At 54.0% G+C, this 19,658-nt stretch carries 19 protein-coding genes, 1 other RNA gene and 2 pseudogenes; 13 read left to right on the top strand and 9 right to left on the bottom strand.

The window, feature by feature from the left end:
* The first annotated feature begins 460 nt into the window (after nt 1-460).
* From uxaC to NWP14_RS20140, 3 genes are all read left to right on the top strand, one after another.
* Complete coding sequence (gene uxaC, locus NWP14_RS20150; RefSeq protein WP_095098182.1) at nt 461-1,876, top strand: glucuronate isomerase; 1,416 nt, start codon at nt 461-463, stop codon at nt 1,874-1,876.
* Between the two features lie 14 nt (nt 1,877-1,890).
* Nucleotides 1,891-3,438 carry an MFS transporter gene (locus NWP14_RS20145; RefSeq protein ID WP_095098179.1) on the top strand — a complete coding sequence of 516 codons (1,548 nt, stop codon included), beginning with the start codon at nt 1,891-1,893 and terminating at the stop codon, nt 3,436-3,438.
* Nucleotides 3,439-3,502: 64 nt separating this feature from the next.
* Nucleotides 3,503-4,966, top strand: a complete 1,464-nt coding sequence (locus NWP14_RS20140) for a mannitol dehydrogenase family protein (RefSeq protein WP_375215863.1) — start codon at nt 3,503-3,505, stop codon at nt 4,964-4,966.
* Between the two features lie 157 nt (nt 4,967-5,123).
* Here NWP14_RS20140 and NWP14_RS20135 read toward each other — a convergent pair.
* From NWP14_RS20135 to smpB, 4 genes and pseudogenes are all read right to left on the bottom strand, one after another.
* Nucleotides 5,124-5,216: pseudogene (locus NWP14_RS20135) on the bottom strand (DUF945 domain-containing protein); the annotation flags it as partial.
* A 243-nt stretch (nt 5,217-5,459) separates the two neighbouring features.
* A pseudogene (locus tag NWP14_RS20130) lies at nt 5,460-5,555 on the bottom strand (hypothetical protein); the annotation flags it as partial.
* A gap of 203 nt (nt 5,556-5,758) precedes the next feature.
* Nucleotides 5,759-6,122: a transfer-messenger RNA gene (gene ssrA / locus NWP14_RS20125) on the bottom strand.
* Between the two features lie 143 nt (nt 6,123-6,265).
* On the bottom strand, nt 6,266-6,748 hold the full coding sequence (gene smpB / locus NWP14_RS20120; protein WP_045855711.1) for an SsrA-binding protein SmpB: 483 nt from the start codon (nt 6,746-6,748) through the stop codon (nt 6,266-6,268).
* A 153-nt stretch (nt 6,749-6,901) separates the two neighbouring features.
* Here smpB and NWP14_RS20115 point away from each other — a divergent pair, with 153 nt between their 5' ends.
* Nucleotides 6,902-7,339 (top strand): type II toxin-antitoxin system RatA family toxin, encoded by a 438-nt coding sequence (locus tag NWP14_RS20115; protein ID WP_198389073.1) that lies wholly within the window; start codon nt 6,902-6,904, stop codon nt 7,337-7,339.
* Entirely contained in the window at nt 7,329-7,622 is a 294-nt protein-coding gene (locus tag NWP14_RS20110; protein ID WP_095105683.1) for an RnfH family protein, read from the top strand. The genes NWP14_RS20115 and NWP14_RS20110 overlap by 11 nt, the downstream gene beginning before the upstream one ends.
* 77 nt (nt 7,623-7,699) lie before the next feature.
* On the opposite strand, the gene bamE is transcribed toward NWP14_RS20110, so the two are convergent.
* The 3 genes from bamE to nadK form a co-directional block, all read right to left on the bottom strand.
* Entirely contained in the window at nt 7,700-8,041 is a 342-nt protein-coding gene (gene bamE, locus NWP14_RS20105; RefSeq protein ID WP_095105682.1) for an outer membrane protein assembly factor BamE, read from the bottom strand.
* Nucleotides 8,042-8,188: 147 nt separating this feature from the next.
* Entirely contained in the window at nt 8,189-9,850 is a 1,662-nt protein-coding gene (gene recN / locus NWP14_RS20100; protein WP_375215862.1) for a DNA repair protein RecN, read from the bottom strand.
* 86 nt (nt 9,851-9,936) lie between these two features.
* A complete protein-coding gene (nadK, locus tag NWP14_RS20095; protein WP_041146796.1) occupies nt 9,937-10,815 on the bottom strand; it encodes an NAD(+) kinase in 879 nt (292 codons plus the stop codon).
* Nucleotides 10,816-10,938: 123 nt separating this feature from the next.
* On the opposite strand from nadK, the gene grpE reads away from it, so the two are divergent.
* A complete protein-coding gene (grpE, locus tag NWP14_RS20090; RefSeq protein ID WP_095105679.1) occupies nt 10,939-11,529 on the top strand; it encodes a nucleotide exchange factor GrpE in 591 nt (196 codons plus the stop codon).
* A 119-nt stretch (nt 11,530-11,648) separates the two neighbouring features.
* Here the strand turns inward: grpE and NWP14_RS20085 are convergent, their stop codons facing one another.
* Complete coding sequence (locus tag NWP14_RS20085; RefSeq protein ID WP_095105677.1) at nt 11,649-12,935, bottom strand: HlyC/CorC family transporter; 1,287 nt, start codon at nt 12,933-12,935, stop codon at nt 11,649-11,651.
* A gap of 159 nt (nt 12,936-13,094) precedes the next feature.
* Nucleotides 13,095-13,886, bottom strand: a complete 792-nt coding sequence (locus tag NWP14_RS20080; RefSeq protein ID WP_095105675.1) for an inner membrane protein YpjD — start codon at nt 13,884-13,886, stop codon at nt 13,095-13,097.
* A gap of 167 nt (nt 13,887-14,053) precedes the next feature.
* On the opposite strand from NWP14_RS20080, the gene ffh reads away from it, so the two are divergent.
* The 7 genes from ffh to NWP14_RS20045 all read left to right on the top strand — a co-directional run bounded on the left by ffh (nt 14,054) and on the right by NWP14_RS20045 (nt 19,653).
* Nucleotides 14,054-15,418, top strand: a complete 1,365-nt coding sequence (ffh, locus tag NWP14_RS20075) for a signal recognition particle protein (RefSeq protein ID WP_095105673.1) — start codon at nt 14,054-14,056, stop codon at nt 15,416-15,418.
* Nucleotides 15,419-15,667: 249 nt separating this feature from the next.
* On the top strand, nt 15,668-15,916 hold the full coding sequence (rpsP, locus tag NWP14_RS20070; RefSeq protein ID WP_041146791.1) for a 30S ribosomal protein S16: 249 nt from the start codon (nt 15,668-15,670) through the stop codon (nt 15,914-15,916).
* Nucleotides 15,917-15,934: 18 nt separating this feature from the next.
* Nucleotides 15,935-16,483 (top strand): ribosome maturation factor RimM, encoded by a 549-nt coding sequence (gene rimM, locus NWP14_RS20065; protein ID WP_095105670.1) that lies wholly within the window; start codon nt 15,935-15,937, stop codon nt 16,481-16,483.
* Nucleotides 16,484-16,514: 31 nt separating this feature from the next.
* Nucleotides 16,515-17,282 carry a tRNA (guanosine(37)-N1)-methyltransferase TrmD gene (gene trmD / locus NWP14_RS20060; protein WP_095105668.1) on the top strand — a complete coding sequence of 256 codons (768 nt, stop codon included), beginning with the start codon at nt 16,515-16,517 and terminating at the stop codon, nt 17,280-17,282.
* 39 nt (nt 17,283-17,321) lie between these two features.
* Nucleotides 17,322-17,669 carry a 50S ribosomal protein L19 gene (gene rplS / locus NWP14_RS20055; RefSeq protein WP_006178051.1) on the top strand — a complete coding sequence of 116 codons (348 nt, stop codon included), beginning with the start codon at nt 17,322-17,324 and terminating at the stop codon, nt 17,667-17,669.
* A 121-nt stretch (nt 17,670-17,790) separates the two neighbouring features.
* Nucleotides 17,791-18,225, top strand: a complete 435-nt coding sequence (locus tag NWP14_RS20050; protein WP_375215861.1) for a DUF2946 domain-containing protein — start codon at nt 17,791-17,793, stop codon at nt 18,223-18,225.
* Nucleotides 18,226-18,282: 57 nt separating this feature from the next.
* Nucleotides 18,283-19,653, top strand: coding sequence for a PepSY domain-containing protein (locus tag NWP14_RS20045; RefSeq protein WP_095105664.1), 1,371 nt, complete (start codon nt 18,283-18,285; stop codon nt 19,651-19,653).
* The last annotated feature ends 5 nt before the right edge of the window (nt 19,654-19,658 follow it).

Below are 19,658 nucleotides of genomic sequence, written 5' to 3'. Positions count from 1 at the left end.
TTACCGTTGCATTTTCGCTTTTTGAATTAGTACCATACTAGTATCAAAAAGCATATTCAGTAATTTTCCTGAGATCAACCCTCCGTTACAAAAATAAGTTGCAGCCCTCTGTCCGTGTAACTCTGTAATGCTCTGCTTGGAACACTCAAACCGGAAATAGAGATTCCGTTATGTGTTGTTTTTTTGTGAATTAAGTAAATAAGGAGATCCTTATGTAACAATATGGCATGAAATTCACGCTGAAATGATCGGAATAAATATATTTCATGATGGTTTTAACGAATGGAAATAAGATCTAAATAATATGAATCAAGTCACAATTTGTTTATTTATACTTGTATGGTAGTAGACTGCTGAGCCGGGAGAGGTTTAATGTTTATGCCATCAACCCTGCGTTAGAGACCTGTTCTTGCCAACAAGACGGTGTTTAGCCTACGACAAATGCTTTCGTGGAGAATGTATGCCGCTAATAAATAATAGTTTTATGATCAATAGCATAACGGGTGAAAAACTCTATTCTGAACTGGCTAAAACGTTACCCATTATTGATTATCATTGCCACCTTGATGCAAAGGCTATCTGGGAAAATAAACCATTTGCTGATATCAGCCAGCTATGGCTGGAAGGCGATCATTACAAATGGCGTGCGATGCGTGCGAATGGTATTCCTGAACGGAAAATTACCGGTGATGCCTGTGCAGAAGAAAAATTCGAAGCCTGGGCGCAAACCGTTGAAGCCAGTTTTGGCAACCCGCTCTACCACTGGACCCACCTCGAGCTTAAACATTACTTTGATATCGACGACACGCTAAATAGCAAAAACTGGCGTGAAATTATGCAGCGTTGTAATGAACAATTACACGGGAGTGATTTTTTACCTCAAGCATTAATCCGTCGTTCAAATGTTGAAGCGCTGTGTACCACCGATGGCCCGCTCGACGATCTGCACTTCCATCTGCAACTGGCAGCAAACCATGACTTTTCCACCCTCGTTTTGCCAACCTTCCGCCCGGATGAACTGTTCGATACAGATCCGGAGCGCTTCCTGACCTTTGTCTCACGACTGGCTCAAAAAACCGAAACGCCGATCGTGTCGCTGGAACAGTTCCTGGCAGCTCTGGAATCACGCATCGATTTCTTCCACAGCGCAGGCTGCCGTATTTCCGATCACGGGCCGCTGGCGGTACGTTATTGCCACATTGATGCAACCGCGCAGGATGTACTATTCCAGCGCCGACTGGGCGGTGAGGTACTGACGGAAGATGAACTCCAGGCATGGGATAGCCTTATTTTTGTCGCACTCGCCAGAATGTATAAGCAGCGAAACTGGGCGATGCAAATCCACTTTGGCGCGATCCGTAACAACAACAAACCTATGTTCCACAAAGTAGGTATCAACTGCGGCTTTGATTCGATTGGCGATCAGACGCATCTCGCGGAAAGTCTAAATGCCCTGCTCAACGCCATGGCTGAAAACGACGGCCTGCCAAAAACCATCCTCTACAACCTCAACGCCGGCTACAACGATGTGGTTGCGTCTACCATCGCCAATTTCCAGAGTGGTGAAGAGGGCGTGAAATCCCCGCTGCAATTTGGTTCCGGCTGGTGGTTTAACGATACCCGTCGCGGCATGGTCAACCAGCTTAACGCGCTGGCCGATCAGGGTTTACTGGCCAACTTTATTGGCATGCTCACCGATTCCCGCAGCTTCGTATCCTATACCCGTCACGATTACTTCCGCCGGATCCTCTGCGATCTGCTTGGCGGTTGGGTAGAAAAAGGCGAAGTCCCGAATGACGAAGAGATCCTTGCCACGATGATCCGTGGCATCTGTGTAGACAACGCACGTCGTTATTTCCGTTTTGCTCAGGCCTGATACAGGGATAAACCATGTCGCTTAAAAAGAGAAAAGTCACCATTCCTGTCAGTATCGGCTATGGTCTGACAGATATTATGGGTGGCGGAGCCTTTACCGTTATCGGTGCATGGCTGCTTTTTTACTACACCACATTTGTGGGTCTGTCACCGATTGAAGCCGCTTCAATCGTCGCTATCGCCCGTATTGTCGATGCTATCGTCAGCCTGTTTATGGGCAGCTTTACGGATCATTTCTATAAAAATAAACTGGGTAAGAAATTTGGTCGTCGCCGCTTCTTCCTGTTGATCGGTGCACCGCTGATGCTGGTTTACATCATGCTGTGGCTGAACGGGATGAATTTTTGGTTCTATCTTGCGGTTTATCTGGCCTTTGAGGTTATCGCCGCAATGGTACTGATCCCGTGGGAAACGCTGCCTTCCGAGATGACCAAAGACTTCAACGAGCGAACTAAACTGTCCACCTGCCGCATGTTCCTGTCGGCGTCCGGGACGTTCCTTGCGACCTTTATTCCGGGCCTGTTGATTGGCTGGCTGGGCGAAAACAATGCCGATGCTTATCTGATCAACGGTGTGGTGTTTGCCGTGATGTTCACCGTCTGCGTATTTATCTCCTGGAAAGTGACCTGGGAACGTGAGCTAACGCCGGAAATGCTGGCGGAGATTGAGAAAGAGCCACAGGCAAAAACTACCGCTGAGAAACTGGCCGCCTTTGGCAATCTGTTTAAGGAGTATGCCTCAACACTGAAGGTTCGCGCGTTCCGTAAACACCTGGCAATCTATCTTTTCTCCTTTACCGCCAAGGACGTTTACAACACCGTTTTCGTATTTTTCTGCGTCTACTGCCTGAATGTTTCCTCCTCACTGGCGGGTACGCTGCTGTCGATGAGTATTGTCGGGCTGCCGGTCACACTGGCGGCAGGGATGGCGATCATTAAATACGGCCCGTCCCGTCTTTATGTCTTCGCTTACACTCTGATGATGCTGTGTCTCGGCGGGTTCTTCCTGGTCTATCAGTTCCCGACAGACAATAAGGTGATGCTGCTGGTGATCCTCGCCGGGATCTATCAGGTAGGTCGCTGCGTCCTGGAGTTTACCCCGTGGAACGTATTCCCGTTTATCCCGGATATCGACGAAATGATTACGCGTCAGCGTCGCGAAGGGCTGTTTGCTGCGGTAATGACCTTCTCCCGTAAGACAACGGTCGCGATTGCTACCTTTGCGGTGGGTCTGCTTCTGCAAAGTGGCGGTTTCGTGAAAGGGAGCCAGGTTCAGCCGCAGGAAGCCATCGACACCATCGCCATGCTGCTATTCGTGGGCACTGCCGCGCTGCTGATGATCGCCCTGTGGCAGGCGCTGACCTTCCATCTGAACAAGCGCACGCACAAGATTTTTGTCGATGAAATTGAGCGCCTCAAAGCTAATGGCCACAAGCAAAATGTGACGCCAGAGGCCCGCCATGTTGTGGAAGATCTTACCGGTTATTCCTATGACGAACTGTGGAATCCGGCACCGGCTCAGCACGTAAAGTCGAATAACCCAGGCTCCGTGTTAAACGAATAACCCTCATCGGCAGCAGATCGTAATCCGTCTGTTGCCGACCCTCTTTTTATTTAGCGAGTAGAACATGCAAAATACGCTTTTAACGGCAAACGCCACCGTTCCAGCCTGGGATCGCGACAAACTGGTTTCGCGTATCGTTCATCTGGGATTTGGCGCTTTTCATCGCGCACATCAGGCGGTTTACGCCGATATTCTGGCTGCGGAACATGGCAGTGACTGGGGCTACACCGAAGTTAATCTGATTGGTGGCGAGCAGCAGATTGCCGATCTGAATAACCAGCATCATCTCTTCACGGTTGCAGAAATGTCGGCAGACGCCTGGACTGCCCGCGTGGTTGGCGTGGTTAAACGTGCGCTTCATGCGCAGGTGGACGGGCTGGAGACGGTGCTGGCAGCCATGTGCGAGCCGCAGGTAGCCATTGTCTCAATGACGATCACCGAAAAAGGCTATTGTCATTCGCCCGCTACGGGCCAGTTAATGCTGGATCACCCGTTTATTAGCGCCGATCTGCAAAACCCGCATCAGCCAAAATCCGCACCGGGTGTCATTGTGGAAGCCCTGGCGCGCCGTAAAGCGGCCGGTCTGCCACCCTTTACCGTCATGTCCTGCGACAATATGCCGGAAAACGGGCACGTCACACGTAACGTTATTGGTACTTATGCCCGCGCGCTTGATGCGGAGCTGGCGGCCTGGATTGAACAAAACGTGACATTCCCTTCCACGATGGTAGATCGTATCGTACCAGCCATTACCCCGGATACGCTGGACAAGATTGAACAGATCACCGGAGTGCGCGATCCGGCAGGCGTAGCCTGTGAACCTTTCCGCCAGTGGGTAATTGAAGATAACTTTGTGGCAGGCCACCCGGAGTGGGAAAAAGCAGGCGCCGAACTGGTTTCCAACGTGCTTCCATTTGAAGAGATGAAGCTGCGCATGCTGAACGGTAGCCACTCTTTCCTGGCATACCTGGGCTATCTGGCGGGCTATCAGCACATCAATGAATGTATGGATGATGAGAACTTCCGCCTTGCCGCACACGCGCTGATGTTGAACGAGCAGGCTCCAACGCTGAACGTCAAAGGCGTCGATTTGACACGCTATGCTGATCTGCTGATTGAGCGCTACAGCAACACGGGGCTGCGTCACCGTACCTGGCAGATCGCGATGGATGGTAGCCAGAAACTTCCGCAGCGTATGCTGGATTCCGTTCGCTGGCACCTGGCGCACCACAGTCGTTTCGATCTGCTGGCGATGGGCATTGCGGGCTGGATGCGCTATGTCGGCGGCGTAGATGAACGAGGAAACAGTATTGACGTTAGCGACCCACTGCTTCCTGTGCTTAGAGAGGCGGTATCCCGCAGTGAGCAAGGCGAAGCTCGCGTGAAAGCACTCCTTGGCATTGAGGCTATTTTTGGCAAAGAATTGCCGCATGTAGCAGAGTTTGTCGGGAAAATCACCCAGGCCTATTTATCGTTACTGGAAAACGGGGCGAAAAACACAGTCGCTCAATACATAGTTACTAAATAATATCATACAGATACAGGCCTGCGGTTCGCGCTGGCTTGATCAGGAGGAGGCCGATGCCTCCTCTTTTTTTGCCAGACGTGCTGAGTGCCGATGAGTTTTTATGATTACCCATACAAATATCTACAGGTAATTTTTGAACCATATTTGACTAGTTTAATACACTGGGTACATGGGTCATCAGCTCTTTGTTTGTCAGTGGACGGTCGCGGCGAATTTGGTTAATCCGCCCGCAGGGGCTGGCTAATTTCATTATGAATACTCCTTTGTGGTTTACGGCATAAATACAGACAGGCCGCAATTCCGGTAAGAAGTGCGGCCTGTCTGCATGGATGTGTTAATTGTTAGGGTAAGAGAAAAATGCTCTGTCATTGAAGGGCGTAGCATCTAACTCATGGTTCGCAAGACATTAGACCTTGAACGCCAGAAGCGGCGTTCAAGGTCTAATGGCAGATTTCTTGGCAAATTACTGCCTGGCTATTTGCATCTCTGAGGCTGTCACTCCGTCACCATCATACAGCTGGTAATCGGCATCTTTAGGTTTGGCGGCTTTGATTTCCGTATCGGTTAACGGCTTGGTTTTTCTTGCCATGGGGAGTCTCCATGCATTTAGGCCCAACGAAAACAATTGAGCTTTTCGTTGGGCCTATCAATGGGCCTAAAAGGTTCGGATTTAATTAGTTCTCTTCGGACTTCGCAAGACAAATTGAGGGCACAAAAAAGCCCACAGGGCTTGCGCCGTGCGGGCTCTTAGGACTTCATCGGATGACTCTGGTAATCACCGATGGAGAATTTTGGTGGAGCTGGCGGGAGTTGAACCCGCGTCCGAAATTCCTACATCCTCGGCACTACATGCTTAGTCAGTCTTTACATTCGCCTGGCACCTGCGGACAGACACGCCACTACCAGACTAGCCTGATTAGTTTTAACGCTTCAACCCCAGGCAGGGTATTCACGCGATCTCTTTTGGGTTTGACCTCTCTTTGATCCCCGTCTTAAGAGCGGAAGCTAGGGAGAGAGGGCTCAGAGCAGGTTATTAAGCTGCTAAAGCGTAGTTTTCGTCGTTTGCGACTATTTTTTTGCGGCTTTTTACGAGGCCAACCGCCCCTCGGCATGCACCTTGGGTTTCGCGAATCCCGTCGAATCCAGAATCAGCCCCAATGTGTTAGAACAAGTATAACAGATTTATGAACAGGCTTACCAGCCCTCGTTCGGTGGTTTATAGCGCCTGATTGGGTAAAAAATCAGCATCAACAACGATATAGCACAAGGGCCAGCTTAGCTGGCCCTTGGAGAAGGAGGTTAACGTCCGGCGTGTTTCATAATGCGCGCTTTATCCACCGCCCATTCGCGGTCTTTCAGATCGGTACGCTTGTCGTGCTGTTTCTTACCTTTCGCCACGCCAATTTTCACTTTGCACCAGGCGTTTTTCCAGTACAGCGACAGGGCAACGACGGTATAACCTTCCCGGTTAATACGGCCGTACAGCGCATCGAGCTCGCGCTGATTCAGCAGCAGCTTGCGGGTGCGAGTCGGGTCGCAGACGTAGTGGGTTGAAGCCACGGCCATTGGCGTAAAGTTGGCACCAAACAGATAGGCTTCGCCGTCTTTCAGGATCACGTAGCTATCGCCGATGTTGGCTTTACCTGCGCGCAGAGATTTGACTTCCCACCCTTGCAGGGCGAGACCCGCCTCGTATTCATCTTCGATAAAGTATTCATGACGGGCGCGTTTATTCAGCGCAATGGTGGCTGATCCAGGTTTGTGTGCTTTTTTCTTAGTCATAGTGTCCTGAAGTCATCGCTTATCTTATACATAGTTACCTCAATCCATCCTGCGAGGTGTAACGCGTTATCTTAGCACGAGTTGTGGCACAGCGTTTTTTTTAGCAGCAGATAAATGATATTATTTGCGCCGTGTTTAAATGTGGAACTTGCTATGCCTCAGATTAGCCGTACCGCGCTGGTGCCGTTCAGCGTGGAGCAGATGTATCAACTCGTAAACGATGTGAAGTCCTACCCTGATTTTTTGCCAGGCTGCACCGGTAGCCGCGTGCTGGAGTCCGGACCGACGCAGATGATGGCGGCGGTTGATGTGTCCAAGGCAGGCATCAGCAAGACTTTCACAACGCGGAATACGTTAACCAGCAACCAGAGCATCCTGATGAGTCTGGTCGATGGTCCGTTTAAATCGCTTATTGGCGGCTGGCGGTTTATTCCGCTGAGTCCGGATGCGTGCAAAATCGAATTCCACCTCGATTTTGAATTCACCAACAAGCTGATTGAAATGGCGTTTGGCCGCATTTTTAAAGAGCTGGCGCTCAATATGGTGCAGGCGTTTACCACCCGGGCGAAAGAGGTTTATCGTGTCGGCTAAAATCGTCGTTGAAGTCGCCTATGCTTTGCCTGAAAAGCAGTATTTGCAAAGCGTAAGGCTGGAGGAGGGGGCGACGGTCGAACAGGCGATTATTGCCAGCGGGCTTCTGGCGCTACGCGACGATATAAATCTGGCGAAAAACAAGGTGGGAATTTATAGCCGCCCGGCCAAACTGCACGATGAAGTCCATGATGGCGACCGGGTGGAGATTTACCGGCCGCTCATTGCAGACCCGAAAGAGCTACGGCGCCAGAGGGCAGAGAAAAAGAACGACGAGAAGTAGGGCCGGCTGGCATAAAAAAAGCGCTCATTGAGCGCTTTTTGCGTTTCCGGAGCGGTATGGCTACCGCCGCCTGTGCATTACTCTTTGGTCAGCGCCGGTTTGTTATCAATGTTGGTTAACACACCGCTGTTGTTAAAGGTCAGAGTGAGGGTCTGCTGGGTAATGTTTTCATGCCCAGGCTGCTGACGGAAAACGTAGAACCAGGTGTTAGTGCCAAACGGATCCGACATCATTGGAGTACCCAGAGCATAAGCAACCTGCTGTTGCGTCATGCCGACACGAATTTTTGCTACATCGTTAGGTGCCAGATAGTTACCCTGGTTGATGTCAGGACGGTAAACCACTCGTTCCAGAGTGGAACAGCCTGCGGTCAACATAAGAAGAACCGCTGCGGCAGCAGTCAGCGTTTTACAGCGCATAGTGATTTGATTCCTTTTCGGGCCCGAGCAGTACGTGGCTCATCTGTAATATGCCGATAATAATAGACCTTTGCCCAGTTGGAAACCTTCGACTGCAGGTCTTACGGCAATTTGCTGTTCACTATGACTCTGCGGAAATCAAAAAGTTTACGCCGCGAGCAACTCTTTCGCGTTCGCCAGCGTGTTGCGCGTGACTTCGCTACCGCCCAGCAGGCGGGCCAGCTCCTGCAGACGCGCGCGTTTATCCAGCGGATGCATGTGGGTTTCGGTCATCTCACCATCGGTCTCTTTGCAGACGATGAAGTGGTGATGACCGCAGCCAGCTACCTGCGGCAGGTGGGTGACGCACATTACCTGGGTCGATTCCCCCAGCTGGCGTAGCAGCTTGCCGACCACGGCGGCCGTCGGGCCGCTGATGCCGACATCGACTTCATCGAAAATCAGGGCCGGCGTTTCCATCTTCCGTGCGGTAATGACCTGAATCGCCAGCGCAATACGGGATAGCTCGCCGCCGGAGGCCACTTTAGCAATAGGTTGCAGCGGCTGGCCGGGGTTGGTGGTCACGCGAAACTCGATGCGATCCGCGCCTTCGGCAGTCAGATGACGCTCATCAAAGACGATGTCGATGGCAAACACCCCGTGAGGCATGGAAAGTGAGTGCATACTCTCAGTGATCAGCCGGGTCAGCTCATCGGCGCTGCGCTGCCGCGCGGCGTGCAGCTGCCGGGCCGTTTCCAGCGCCAGCTGGTGATGTTCAACCACCGTCTGGCTGAGCGACTCCAGCGAGCCTGCGCTGTCGTCCAGCAGGCGCTGTTCTTCTAACAGCGCCTGATAGAACGCAGGCAGCTCTTCCGGCGTAATTTGATGCTTGCGGGCAAGGGAAATCTGCCGCGAGATACGCTGCTCCAGTTCGAACAGGCGGTTTGGGTCGAGATCCAGACGGTCGTTATAATGGCGCAGCTCGTCGGTTGCCTCGCTTAGCTGAATTGACGCTTCTTCCAGCATATCCAGCACGCTGGATAGCTTGCTGTCCATGCCGACCAGCTCGCCCACCAGCTGCTTAGCGGCGTAGAGCTGGCTTTGCAGGTTCGCCTCTTCGCCGTCCGCCATCACCGTCAGCGCATGCTGACAGGTGCTCAGCAGCTGGCCGCTGTTGGCAAGACGCCTGTACTCTTCGTCGATTTGTTCGAATTCACCCTGCTGCGGGCAGAACTCGTTTAGCTCTTTTAGCTGATACTGCAGCAGGTCGGCGCGAGCGGCGCGTTCCTGGCTCTGCTGCTGATGCTGCGCCAGCTCGCGGCAGCTCTGGTGCCACTGGCGATAATGCCCGGCCATGAGCTGAGTAAGCGCATACTCACTGGTATAACCATCGAGCAGCGTTTTTTGATGTTCTGGCTTGGTTAGCAGCTGGTGCGCGTGCTGGCCGTGGATCTGGATAAGCAACTGACCGAGCTCGCGAAGCTGGGAGAGGGGAACGGCGGTACCGTTAATGAAGCCGCGCGAACGGCCGTCGGTGCTGATGACGCGGCGAAGTAAACACTCACGTCCGCTTTCCAGCTGGTTCTCTTCCAGCCAGCGCTGCGCCGCGGGCGTATCTTTTAACGCGAAGCGCGCGCACAGGTCTGCGCGGCTGGCGCCTCTTCGCACCATATCAGCTTCCGCTCTGCCGCCAAGGCACAGCCCAAGCGCATCGATGGCTATCGATTTCCCCGCACCGGTTTCCCCGGTGATGGCGGTCATGCCGCTGTGAAAATCGATCTCCAGTTCACGAACGATAGCAAAATTACTGATGGTGAGTTGCGCCAACATAGCTGCCTTCCTGTATGAAAAACCATTACTGTGTTTTCGTACAGTATAGACTGGTTTTTTATCCAGTAAAGAGGCAGCTTATAAAATCAGAATAATTTTTTCGACCATCCGAGCTTGGTGCTCAATGTATTGAAATAGCTGTAATCTTTCGGGTGAATAAGATTCAGGTGGTAGTCGCAGCGATGGATTAAGACATCTTCACCGTCCTGAATCGGCAGGGCTATCTGGCTGTCGCAGCTGATCTCAAGGTCGCTGCAGCGCTGGGAAAAGCGCAGGCGAATGGTGCTGTCGCCGTTAATGACCAGCGGGCGGGCCGAGAGCGTATGCGGGAACATCGGCACCAGGGTGATGGCATCGAGCGAAGGCGTCAGAATGGGGCCTCCGGCGGACAGCGAGTAGGCTGTTGAGCCCGTCGGGGTGGAGATAATCAGGCCGTCGGAGCGCTGGGAGAAGGCAAAAACCTCGTCGATATAGACCTCGAACTCGATCATGTGCGCGACCTTGCCCGGATGCAGAACCACTTCGTTAATTGCCGTGCTAATGCGTTTCTGACAATCCTGCTGGCATACCTGGGCTTCCAGAAGAAAGCGTTTTTCGGCGATATAGTGGCCTTCAAGCACGTCGGCAAGCTGCTGCAGCGCGTTATCCGGGTCGAGGTCGGTCAGAAAACCGAGATTGCCGCGGTTGATGCCGATGACCTGAATATCATACCGCGCCAGGGTGCGCGCGGCGCCGAGCATGTTGCCATCACCGCCAACGACGACCGCCAGATCCGCCTGTTGGCCAATTTCCGCCAGCGTTCCCGTTTTGACGTTGCTAAGCTGTAGCTCATGGGCGATCTGTTGTTCGACCAGAACTTCGTAGCCTTTACTGCACAGCCAGCGCCAGAGCATTTCATGTGTGGTCAGCGCGGTCGGGTGACGAGGGTGCCCCACAATGCCTATACACTTGAAATGGTTCTTCATGTTCTGGATGTCCTTGCGTTAAATGAATGATGACAATCTGACTGCTTCCCTTGAAACCCGGAAACTGATCCCCATAATAAGCGAAGTTAGCGAGATGAATGCGAAAAAAACGCGGAGAAATTCATGAGTAGTAAAGAACAGAAAACGCCTGACGGGCAAGCCCCGGAAGAAATTATCACGGAACAGCACGAGAACGTTGAGGCGGTTGAGCCTGAGGTTTCTGCTGACCAGGTGGATCCGCGCGATGAAAAAATTGCGAATCTGGAAGCGCAGTTGGTTGAAGCCCAGACTCGTGAACGCGAAGGTGTCCTGCGCGTAAAAGCGGAAATGGAAAACCTGCGTCGTCGCACCGAGCTCGACGTGGAAAAGGCGCATAAATTCGCTCTGGAGAAGTTCGTAAACGAACTGCTGCCGGTGATCGATAGCCTGGACCGCGCGCTGGAAGTGGCCGATAAAGCCAACCCGGACATGGCTTCAATGGTTGAAGGTATTGAGCTGACGCTGAAGTCGATGCTGGACGTTGTCCATAAATTCGGCGTGGAAGTGATTGCCGATACCAACGTGCCGCTGGATCCTAACGTTCATCAGGCTATCGCGATGGTTGAGTCTGAAGACGTGGCGGCGGGCAACGTGCTGGGCGTAATGCAAAAAGGCTACACCCTGAACGGTCGTACTATTCGCGCAGCGATGGTGACCGTGGCGAAGGCGAAGTAATTCGCTTGAAAACGGCCGCCTGCGGGTGGCCGTTTTTTTACTCTCTGCTTATCTGCTTTGCCGCCAGTTCGGCAGCAAAAAACGGCGAACCGAGTTTCACCGCTCCATCGGGCGGGCGATTATTCCGCCGCGCTTTCACGAATAGGTTTCACCGGCATCACCTTCACCTGCTTAATCATATTGTCCTGAACGTCGAGAATATCGATGTCGTACTGCTCGATGCGCACGCGGGTGCCGGGAGCCGGGATCTCTTCCAGCGCTTCGAGAATAATGCCGTTAATCGTTCGGGCTTCGTCTTCCGGCAGATGCCAGTTAAACGCCTTATTGATTTCGCGAACGTTGGCGCTGCCGTCAATAATCACCGAGCCGTCGTTTAGCGGGGTCACTTCCTCCGCCAGGGTGGGCGACATCGAGGTGGTGAAGTCGCCGACAATCTCTTCCAGAATATCTTCAACCGTCACCAGGCCCTGGATATCGCCATACTCATCGACCACCAGTCCCACCTTCTTCTTATTGCGCTGGAACTTCACCAGCTGCGTGCTCAGCGGCGTGCCTTCCGGCACGAAGTAAATCTCGTCCGCGGCGCGGAGCATCACCTCTTTGGTGAACTCTTTTTTCTCGGTCATCAGGCGATAGGCTTCCCTGACGCGCAGCATGCTGATGGAGTCATCCAGCGAACCGCGGTAGAGCACAATGCGGCCGTGCGGCGAGTGGGTGAGCTGGCGGACGATGGATTTCCAGTCATCGTTAATATCGATACCGATGATCTCATTACGTGGAACCATAATATCGTCCACGCTGACCTTCTCGAGGTCCAGCACCGAGAGCAGCATGTCCTGATTGCGGCGGGAGATTTGCGTGCGCGATTCATTTACGATGGTGCGCAGCTCATCTTTGCTCAGCGCTCCGCTGATAATGATATCGGTTTTGATGCCCATCATTCGCATCAGAAGGCGGGTGATGGTGTTCAGCAGCCACACCAGCGGCATCATCAGCACCTGCAGCGGCGCCAGTAAGAAGCTGCTCGGGTAGGCGACTTTCTCCGGATACAGCGCGGCGATAGTTTTGGGTAGGACCTCGGCAAATACCAGCACCACGAAGGTCAGAACGCCGGTGGCGATCGCCACCCCGGCATCGCCGTACAGGCGCATACCCACGATAGTCCCCAGAGCAGAGGCGAGGATATTGACCAGGTTGTTGCCGATCAGCACCAGGCTGATTAGGCGATCGGGTTTGCGCAGCAGCTTTTCGACGCGCCTGGCCTGACGATTGCCCTGCTTCGCCATATGGCGCAGACGGTAGCGGTTTAGCGTCATCATGCCGGTCTCAGAGCCGGAGAAATAGGCTGAAATGATCACCATGATAATCAAGGTCACGATTAGCGTGGTGGTAGAAATGTGTTCCAGGAGGGACTCCTTAAAGCCTGTCCCACCGGGCGATTACCGGCCCGATCCGGCAGAGCCCGGAACCTTCGCGTACTCAGAGTACGCGGCGGTTGCTCAGCGCTGCCGGCGTTCAGATGACCTGTCGTAATGCTGCCCGGTGTGGTTGCTCGTAGTCTGGATTTAGCTAATAAACTGCTGAAGGACGCGGCTGCCAAAATAAGCCAGCGTCAGTAGCCCTGCGCCGGTGACGTTAAACCAGACGACCCGGCGACCGCGCCAGCCTTCATGGTAGTGTCCCCATAGCAGAACGATATAAACGAACCACGCCACGATCGACAGCACGGCTTTATCAATATTTTCCGTACTAAACAGGTTGTGCATGTAGAACAGCCCGGTGCACAGCGTCAGCGTCAGCAGCACCACGCCGACCTGGGTGATATGAAACATTTTACGCTCAATGCTCATCAGCGGCGGCATTTCGTGACTAAAAGCCAGCTTTTTGTTTTTCAGCTGGTAGTCAATCCAGGCCAGCTGCAGGGCATACAGGGCGGCAATGATCAGCGTTGCGTAAGAGAAGAGCGACAGGCCAATGTGCACCAGCATGCCCGGGGTTGTTTCCAGGTGCGTGATGTATTCGTTTGGAACGAAGGTGGCGAAGGCCAGATTAATCAGCGCAAAAGCGTAGACGATGGGCAGCAGCAGCCAGCCTCGGTTGCGTGAGGCGACGATGGTCATCACCGTACAGATCATCAGGCTGACCAGCGAGCCGACGTTGAGTAAGCTGAGATTTTGCCCGCTACCGCCGCCGGGGAAAATGCGTGACTCCAGCGCAAAAGCATGACAAATCAACGCAATAGTTGCGGAAAGTATCGCCATCCGCCGCCAGCTGCTGTTCTTTTGCAGCAGGCCGGGGACGATCAGCGCCAGGCTGACGGAATAGGCGACAAGCGAGAGTAGAGCAAAAACAGGCATATGGGCGTCGACTGTTGACTAAACAAGAAAGAGAAGCAGTATAGCGTTACGCGACGTCTGCTCCAACCGTTGCATCACATCCCGGTACATGTCGTGTTATACTGCCGCAAATTTGTATTTGTGGTGTCGCTGCGGCGACCGACAGTTTCCACCTCAGGCGAGAGACAATGTTTGATAATTTAACCGATCGTTTGTCGCGTTCGCTGCGCAACATCAGCGGCCGCGGACGCCTTACCGAAGACAACATTAAAGAAACCCTGCGCGAAGTGCGCATGGCGCTGCTGGAGGCGGACGTTGCTCTGCCCGTCGTGCGTGATTTCATCAGCCGCGTAAAAGAGAGCGCGGTGGGTCATGAAGTTAACAAAAGCCTGACCCCGGGCCAGGAATTCGTCAAGATTGTGCGCAACGAGCTGGTTGCGGCGATGGGCGAAGAGAACCAGGCTCTGGATTTAGCCGCTCAGCCGCCGGCCGTTGTGCTGATGGCGGGCCTGCAGGGTGCGGGTAAAACCACCAGCGTCGCGAAGCTGGGTAAATTCCTGCGCGAGAAGCACAAGAAGAAGGTGCTGGTTGTCTCCGCGGACGTTTATCGCCCGGCGGCGATTAAACAGCTGGAAACGCTGGCCGAGCAGGTGAGCGTTGATTTCTTCCCGTCCGACGTCGGCCAGAAACCGATCGATATCGTTAATGCCGCGCTGAAAGAAGCGAAGCTGAAGTTTTACGACGTGCTGCTGGTGGATACCGCCGGCCGTCTGCACGTCGACGAAGCGATGATGGACGAAATCAAGCAGGTTCACGCTGCCCTTAACCCGGTAGAGACCCTGTTTGTCGTCGATGCGATGACCGGCCAGGATGCGGCGAACACGGCGAAAGCGTTTAACGAAGCGCTGCCGCTGACCGGCGTTGTGCTGACCAAAGTGGACGGCGACGCCCGCGGCGGCGCGGCGCTGTCGATTCGTCATATCACCGGTAAACCGATTAAATTCCTCGGCGTCGGCGAAAAAACCGAAGCCCTTGAACCGTTCCACCCGGATCGTATTGCCTCCCGTATCCTCGGCATGGGCGACGTGCTGTCGCTGATCGAAGATATCGAGAGCAAGGTTGACCGCGCGCAGGCTGAAAAGCTGGCCTCCAAGCTGAAGAAGGGCGACGGCTTTGACCTCACCGACTTCCTCGAGCAGCTGCGCCAGATGAAGAACATGGGCGGCATGGCTAGCCTGATGGGCAAGCTGCCGGGCATGGGGCAGATCCCGGACAACGTTAAGTCGCAGATGGACGATAAAGTGCTGGTGCGGATGGAAGCCATCATCAACTCGATGACGCTGAAAGAGCGCGCCAAGCCTGAGATCATCAAAGGTTCGCGCAAGCGCCGCATCGCCGCGGGCTGCGGGCTGCAGGTGCAGGACGTTAACCGTCTTCTCAAGCAGTTCGACGATATGCAGCGCATGATGAAGAAGATGAAGTCGAAAGGCGGCATGATGAAGATGATGCGCGGCATGAAAGGGATGATGCCGCCGGGCTTCCCTGGTCGCTAATCGGCCTGGCTTGTTTGCCATTTCGGCACCGGGGTGTGCTCGCCATCCTCACGTACTACGTGTACGTTCCGGTGGCTGCGCGCACGTCGGCACCGAACTGACCGCACCGCCGACGGCCTTTTATAGCAGACTTATCAACTGCTGATTGCAATTTCCCCAAAAATGAGTAAAATTTTCGGGCTTTTAATATGACACCCGGGCCCCGTTCCTCGATGGGGCCCGGGTGTTCTATTCACACAAGAGGATGTTATGGTAACTATTCGTTTAGCTCGTCACGGCGCTAAAAAGCGTCCGTTCTACCAGGTTGTTGTCACCGACAGCCGTAATGCACGCAACGGTCGCTTCATCGAGCGCGTTGGTTTCTTCAACCCGATCGCTTCCGCGAAAGAAGAAGAAACTCGTCTGGATCTGGATCGTATCGCTCACTGGGTTGGCCAGGGCGCTACCGTTTCCGATCGCGTAGCTACGCTGATCAAAGCAGCGAACAAAGCAGCTTAATCTGTCACGGTGGTCATGATGAGCAAGCAACACACCGCACAAGCACCTGTTGATCCGATCGTATTGGGCAAAATGGGTTCTTCCTACGGTATCCGTGGTTGGCTCAGAGTGTTTTCCTCCACCGAAGACGCCGAAAGCATTTTTGACTATCAGCCCTGGTTAATCCAGAAGGCGGGTCAGTGGCAGGCCGTTGAGCTGGAAAGCTGGCGCCACCATAATCAGGATATCGTCATCAAGCTGAAGGGTATTGACGATCGCGATGCTGCGAATCTGCTGACTAATTGCGAAATTATCGTGGATTCTTCGCAGCTGCCGAAGCTGGGAGAGGGCGACTATTACTGGAAAGACCTGATGGGCTGCCAGGTAGTCACCACTGAAGGCTATGGCCTGGGTAAAGTCATCGATATGATGGAAACCGGGTCAAATGACGTTCTCGTCATCAAGGCAAACCTGAAAGATGCGTTTGGCATCAAGGAGCGGCTGGTTCCGTTCCTCGATGGGCAGGTTATCAAGAAAGTCGATCTCGCTACTCGTACAATCGAAGTAGATTGGGATCCTGGTTTTTAAATTCTCCGGATAAACGGTAAAAGACGGCGCTATGTGGATTGGCATAATTAGCCTGTTTCCTGAAATGTTCCGCGCAATTACCGATTACGGGGTAACTGGCCGGGCAGTAAAAAATGGCCTGCTGAGCATCCAGAGCTGGAGTCCTCGTGACTTCGCGCATGACCGGCACCGTACCGTGGACGATCGTCCTTACGGCGGCGGACCGGGGATGTTAATGATGGTGCAACCCTTGCGGGACGCCATCCATACAGCAAAAGCCGCGGCAGGTGAAGGCGCTAAGGTGATATATCTGTCGCCTCAGGGACGCAAGCTTGATCAAGCGGGCGTCAGCGAACTGGCAACAAATCAGAAGCTGATTTTGGTGTGCGGTCGCTACGAAGGGATAGACGAGCGCGTAATTCAGACCGAAATTGATGAAGAATGGTCAATCGGCGATTACGTTCTCAGCGGTGGTGAGTTACCAGCAATGACGCTGATTGATTCCGTTTCCCGGTTCATTCCGGGGGTTCTGGGTCATGAAGCTTCGGCAACGGAAGATTCCTTTGCCGACGGTTTGCTGGACTGCCCGCACTATACCCGCCCTGAAGTGTTAGAAGAGATGGAAGTACCGCCGGTATTGCTGTCGGGAAACCATGCTGAGATACGTCGCTGGCGTTTGAAACAGTCGCTGGGCCGCACCTGGCTTAGAAGACCTGAACTTTTGGAAAACCTGGCTCTGACTGAAGAGCAAGCAAAGTTGCTGGCGCAGTTCAAAACTGAACACGCAAAACAGCAGCATAAACATGATGGGATGGCGTAAGCCCCCGATATCAGTTTACCCAGGATAAGAGATTAAATTATGAGCAACATTATTAAGCAAATTGAACAAGAACAGATGAAGCAGGACGTACCTTCCTTCCGTCCGGGTGATACCGTGGAAGTGAAAGTATGGGTTGTTGAAGGTTCCAAAAAACGTCTGCAGGCATTCGAGGGCGTGGTTATCGCTATTCGTAACCGCGGTCTGCACTCTGCATTCACTGTTCGCAAAATTTCCAACGGCGAAGGCGTTGAGCGTGTCTTCCAGACTCACTCTCCGGTAGTTGACAGCATTGCTGTTAAACGTCGTGGTGCTGTACGTAAAGCTAAACTGTACTATCTGCGTGAGCGTACCGGTAAGTCTGCTCGTATCAAAGAGCGTCTTAACTAAGATTCGCTTTCGCGACATCCTGATAAAAAGGGCTGGCCTGATAGGCTGGCCCTTTTTTTATCTTTGTTTTAACTATCTTGATGTAAATCATTTACAATATCGCCCTCACGATGGAGGGGCGGTGGCCGGCAATATTTATCGACAGTCAGCACATCAACGGCGGGCCGCGTGGCTGGCGCTGTTTTCGATCCTGCTGATCGTCGTCGCGCCGCTGATCTCTATCTCATTGCAAAAAGATCCGATGGGCGCGATGCCCGGGATGCACCACGCGATGATGATGGCGGAAACGTCTCACGCCATGACGATGTCCCATTCTGCTCCACAGGCGTCTGCGCCTTCGCATACCATGCCGGCTGACCACGCCGAGGCCTGCGGCTACTGCGTGCTGTTAGCCCACGTGCCGGGCCTGCTGCTGGCGCTGGCGCTGCTTATCACGTTCATCCTGCGTCGGCTGCGTATCTTTACGGCTCGCCCGGTGCAGAAGCATTGGCACTACTTCCCCTGGCTCTATCCCGATACCCGCGCGCCGCCGCGCCAGTCTGCTGTTTCCTGTTGATAAAAAATAATGTGCGCACCGCGCAACGTTCTCTTTTTGCTTTCGGAAAGGAAAAGTATGACAACCTGCACCTCGCGCGCGGCATGGCTGAACCTGCTGCGACGTCTTCATTTTTATATTGGTCTGTTTATCGGGCCGTTTATCTTCGTGGCTGCGCTAACCGGTACGCTGTATGTCGCCACGCCGCAGCTGGAGAACTGGCTGTATCACGACGCGCTGAGCGCGACAGCCGGTGGCGAGAAGCAGCCGCTGAGCGCCCAAATAGCGGTCGCGGAGGGGCTGACTCAGGGGAGTCTTCGCCTGCAGGCGGTGCGACCGGCCATTGCCGACGGCGAGACGACGCGGGTGATGTTCGCCGACCCGCAGCTGGGAGAATCTGAATCCCGGGCGCTGTTTATCGATCCGGTGACCTTACGGGTTAAAGGCGATATGACGGTCTATGGCACCAGCGGTATTTTGCCCCTGCGCCAGTGGATTGATTACGCGCACAGGTCGCTGCTGGCAGGTAATATCGGCCGGCTGTATAGCGAGCTGGCGGCGTCCTGGATGTGGGTTGCCGCGCTGGGGGGCATTGCGCTGTGGGCAATGACCCGGCCCCGGCGGCGTATCAATAACCGCCAGCAAAATACGCGCCGGCTGCATGCTTCTCTCGGCTGGGTGCTGCTGGCGGGAATGCTGCTGTTCTCCGCGACCGGCTTAACCTGGTCGCAGTGGGCCGGGGATAATGTCGATAAGATGCGCGCCGCTTTCGGCTGGCTGACGCCGCAGGTCAACGCCCGCCTGCATGCCACGCTGCCGATGGCTCATGATGCCCATGCTGAGCATCATATGGGGAATATGGCGATGCCCGAAACTATGCCGCCTCTGAAGGGCGAGCAGTTTGACCGGGTGCTGACGCTCGCGCGTAGCGCAGGTCTCGATGCCAGCAAGCTTGAGATTCGTCCACCGAAGGGGGCGGAGTTCGCCTGGACGGTGAACGAAATAGACCGAAGCTGGCCGACCCAGGTTGACGCGGTGGCGATTGATGGCGAACGAATGCAGGTTGTTGACCGTACGCGCTTTGCCGATTTCCCGCTGATGGCGAAACTCACCCGCTGGGGCGTTGATTTCCACATGGGGATCCTCTTTGGCCTGGCTAATCAGCTGCTGCTGATCGCCTTTGGCTCGGCGCTGTGCGTGATGATTGTCGTTGGGTATCGCTTATGGTGGATTCGCCGTCCGCCGAAGGCGGCGTTTAACCCGGCAAGTACGCTGGTGCAGGCATGGCTTAATCTGGCATGGCCGGCCCGTACGCTTACGCTGGTGGCTGCCGTCCTGCTGGGGCTGGGGCTGCCGCTGATGGGCGCCAGCCTGCTGCTGTGTATTACCGTTGACTATCTGCGCTGGCGTGCGGCCACGGCCGTGACGCTCGCCAGTTCAGTAGACTAAGGGAA

The organism is Klebsiella sp. C349492 (assembly GCF_042055345.1).
Lineage (GTDB): Bacteria > Pseudomonadota > Gammaproteobacteria > Enterobacterales > Enterobacteriaceae > Klebsiella > Klebsiella scottii.
This window is presented reverse-complemented; position numbering and strand designations above follow the sequence as displayed.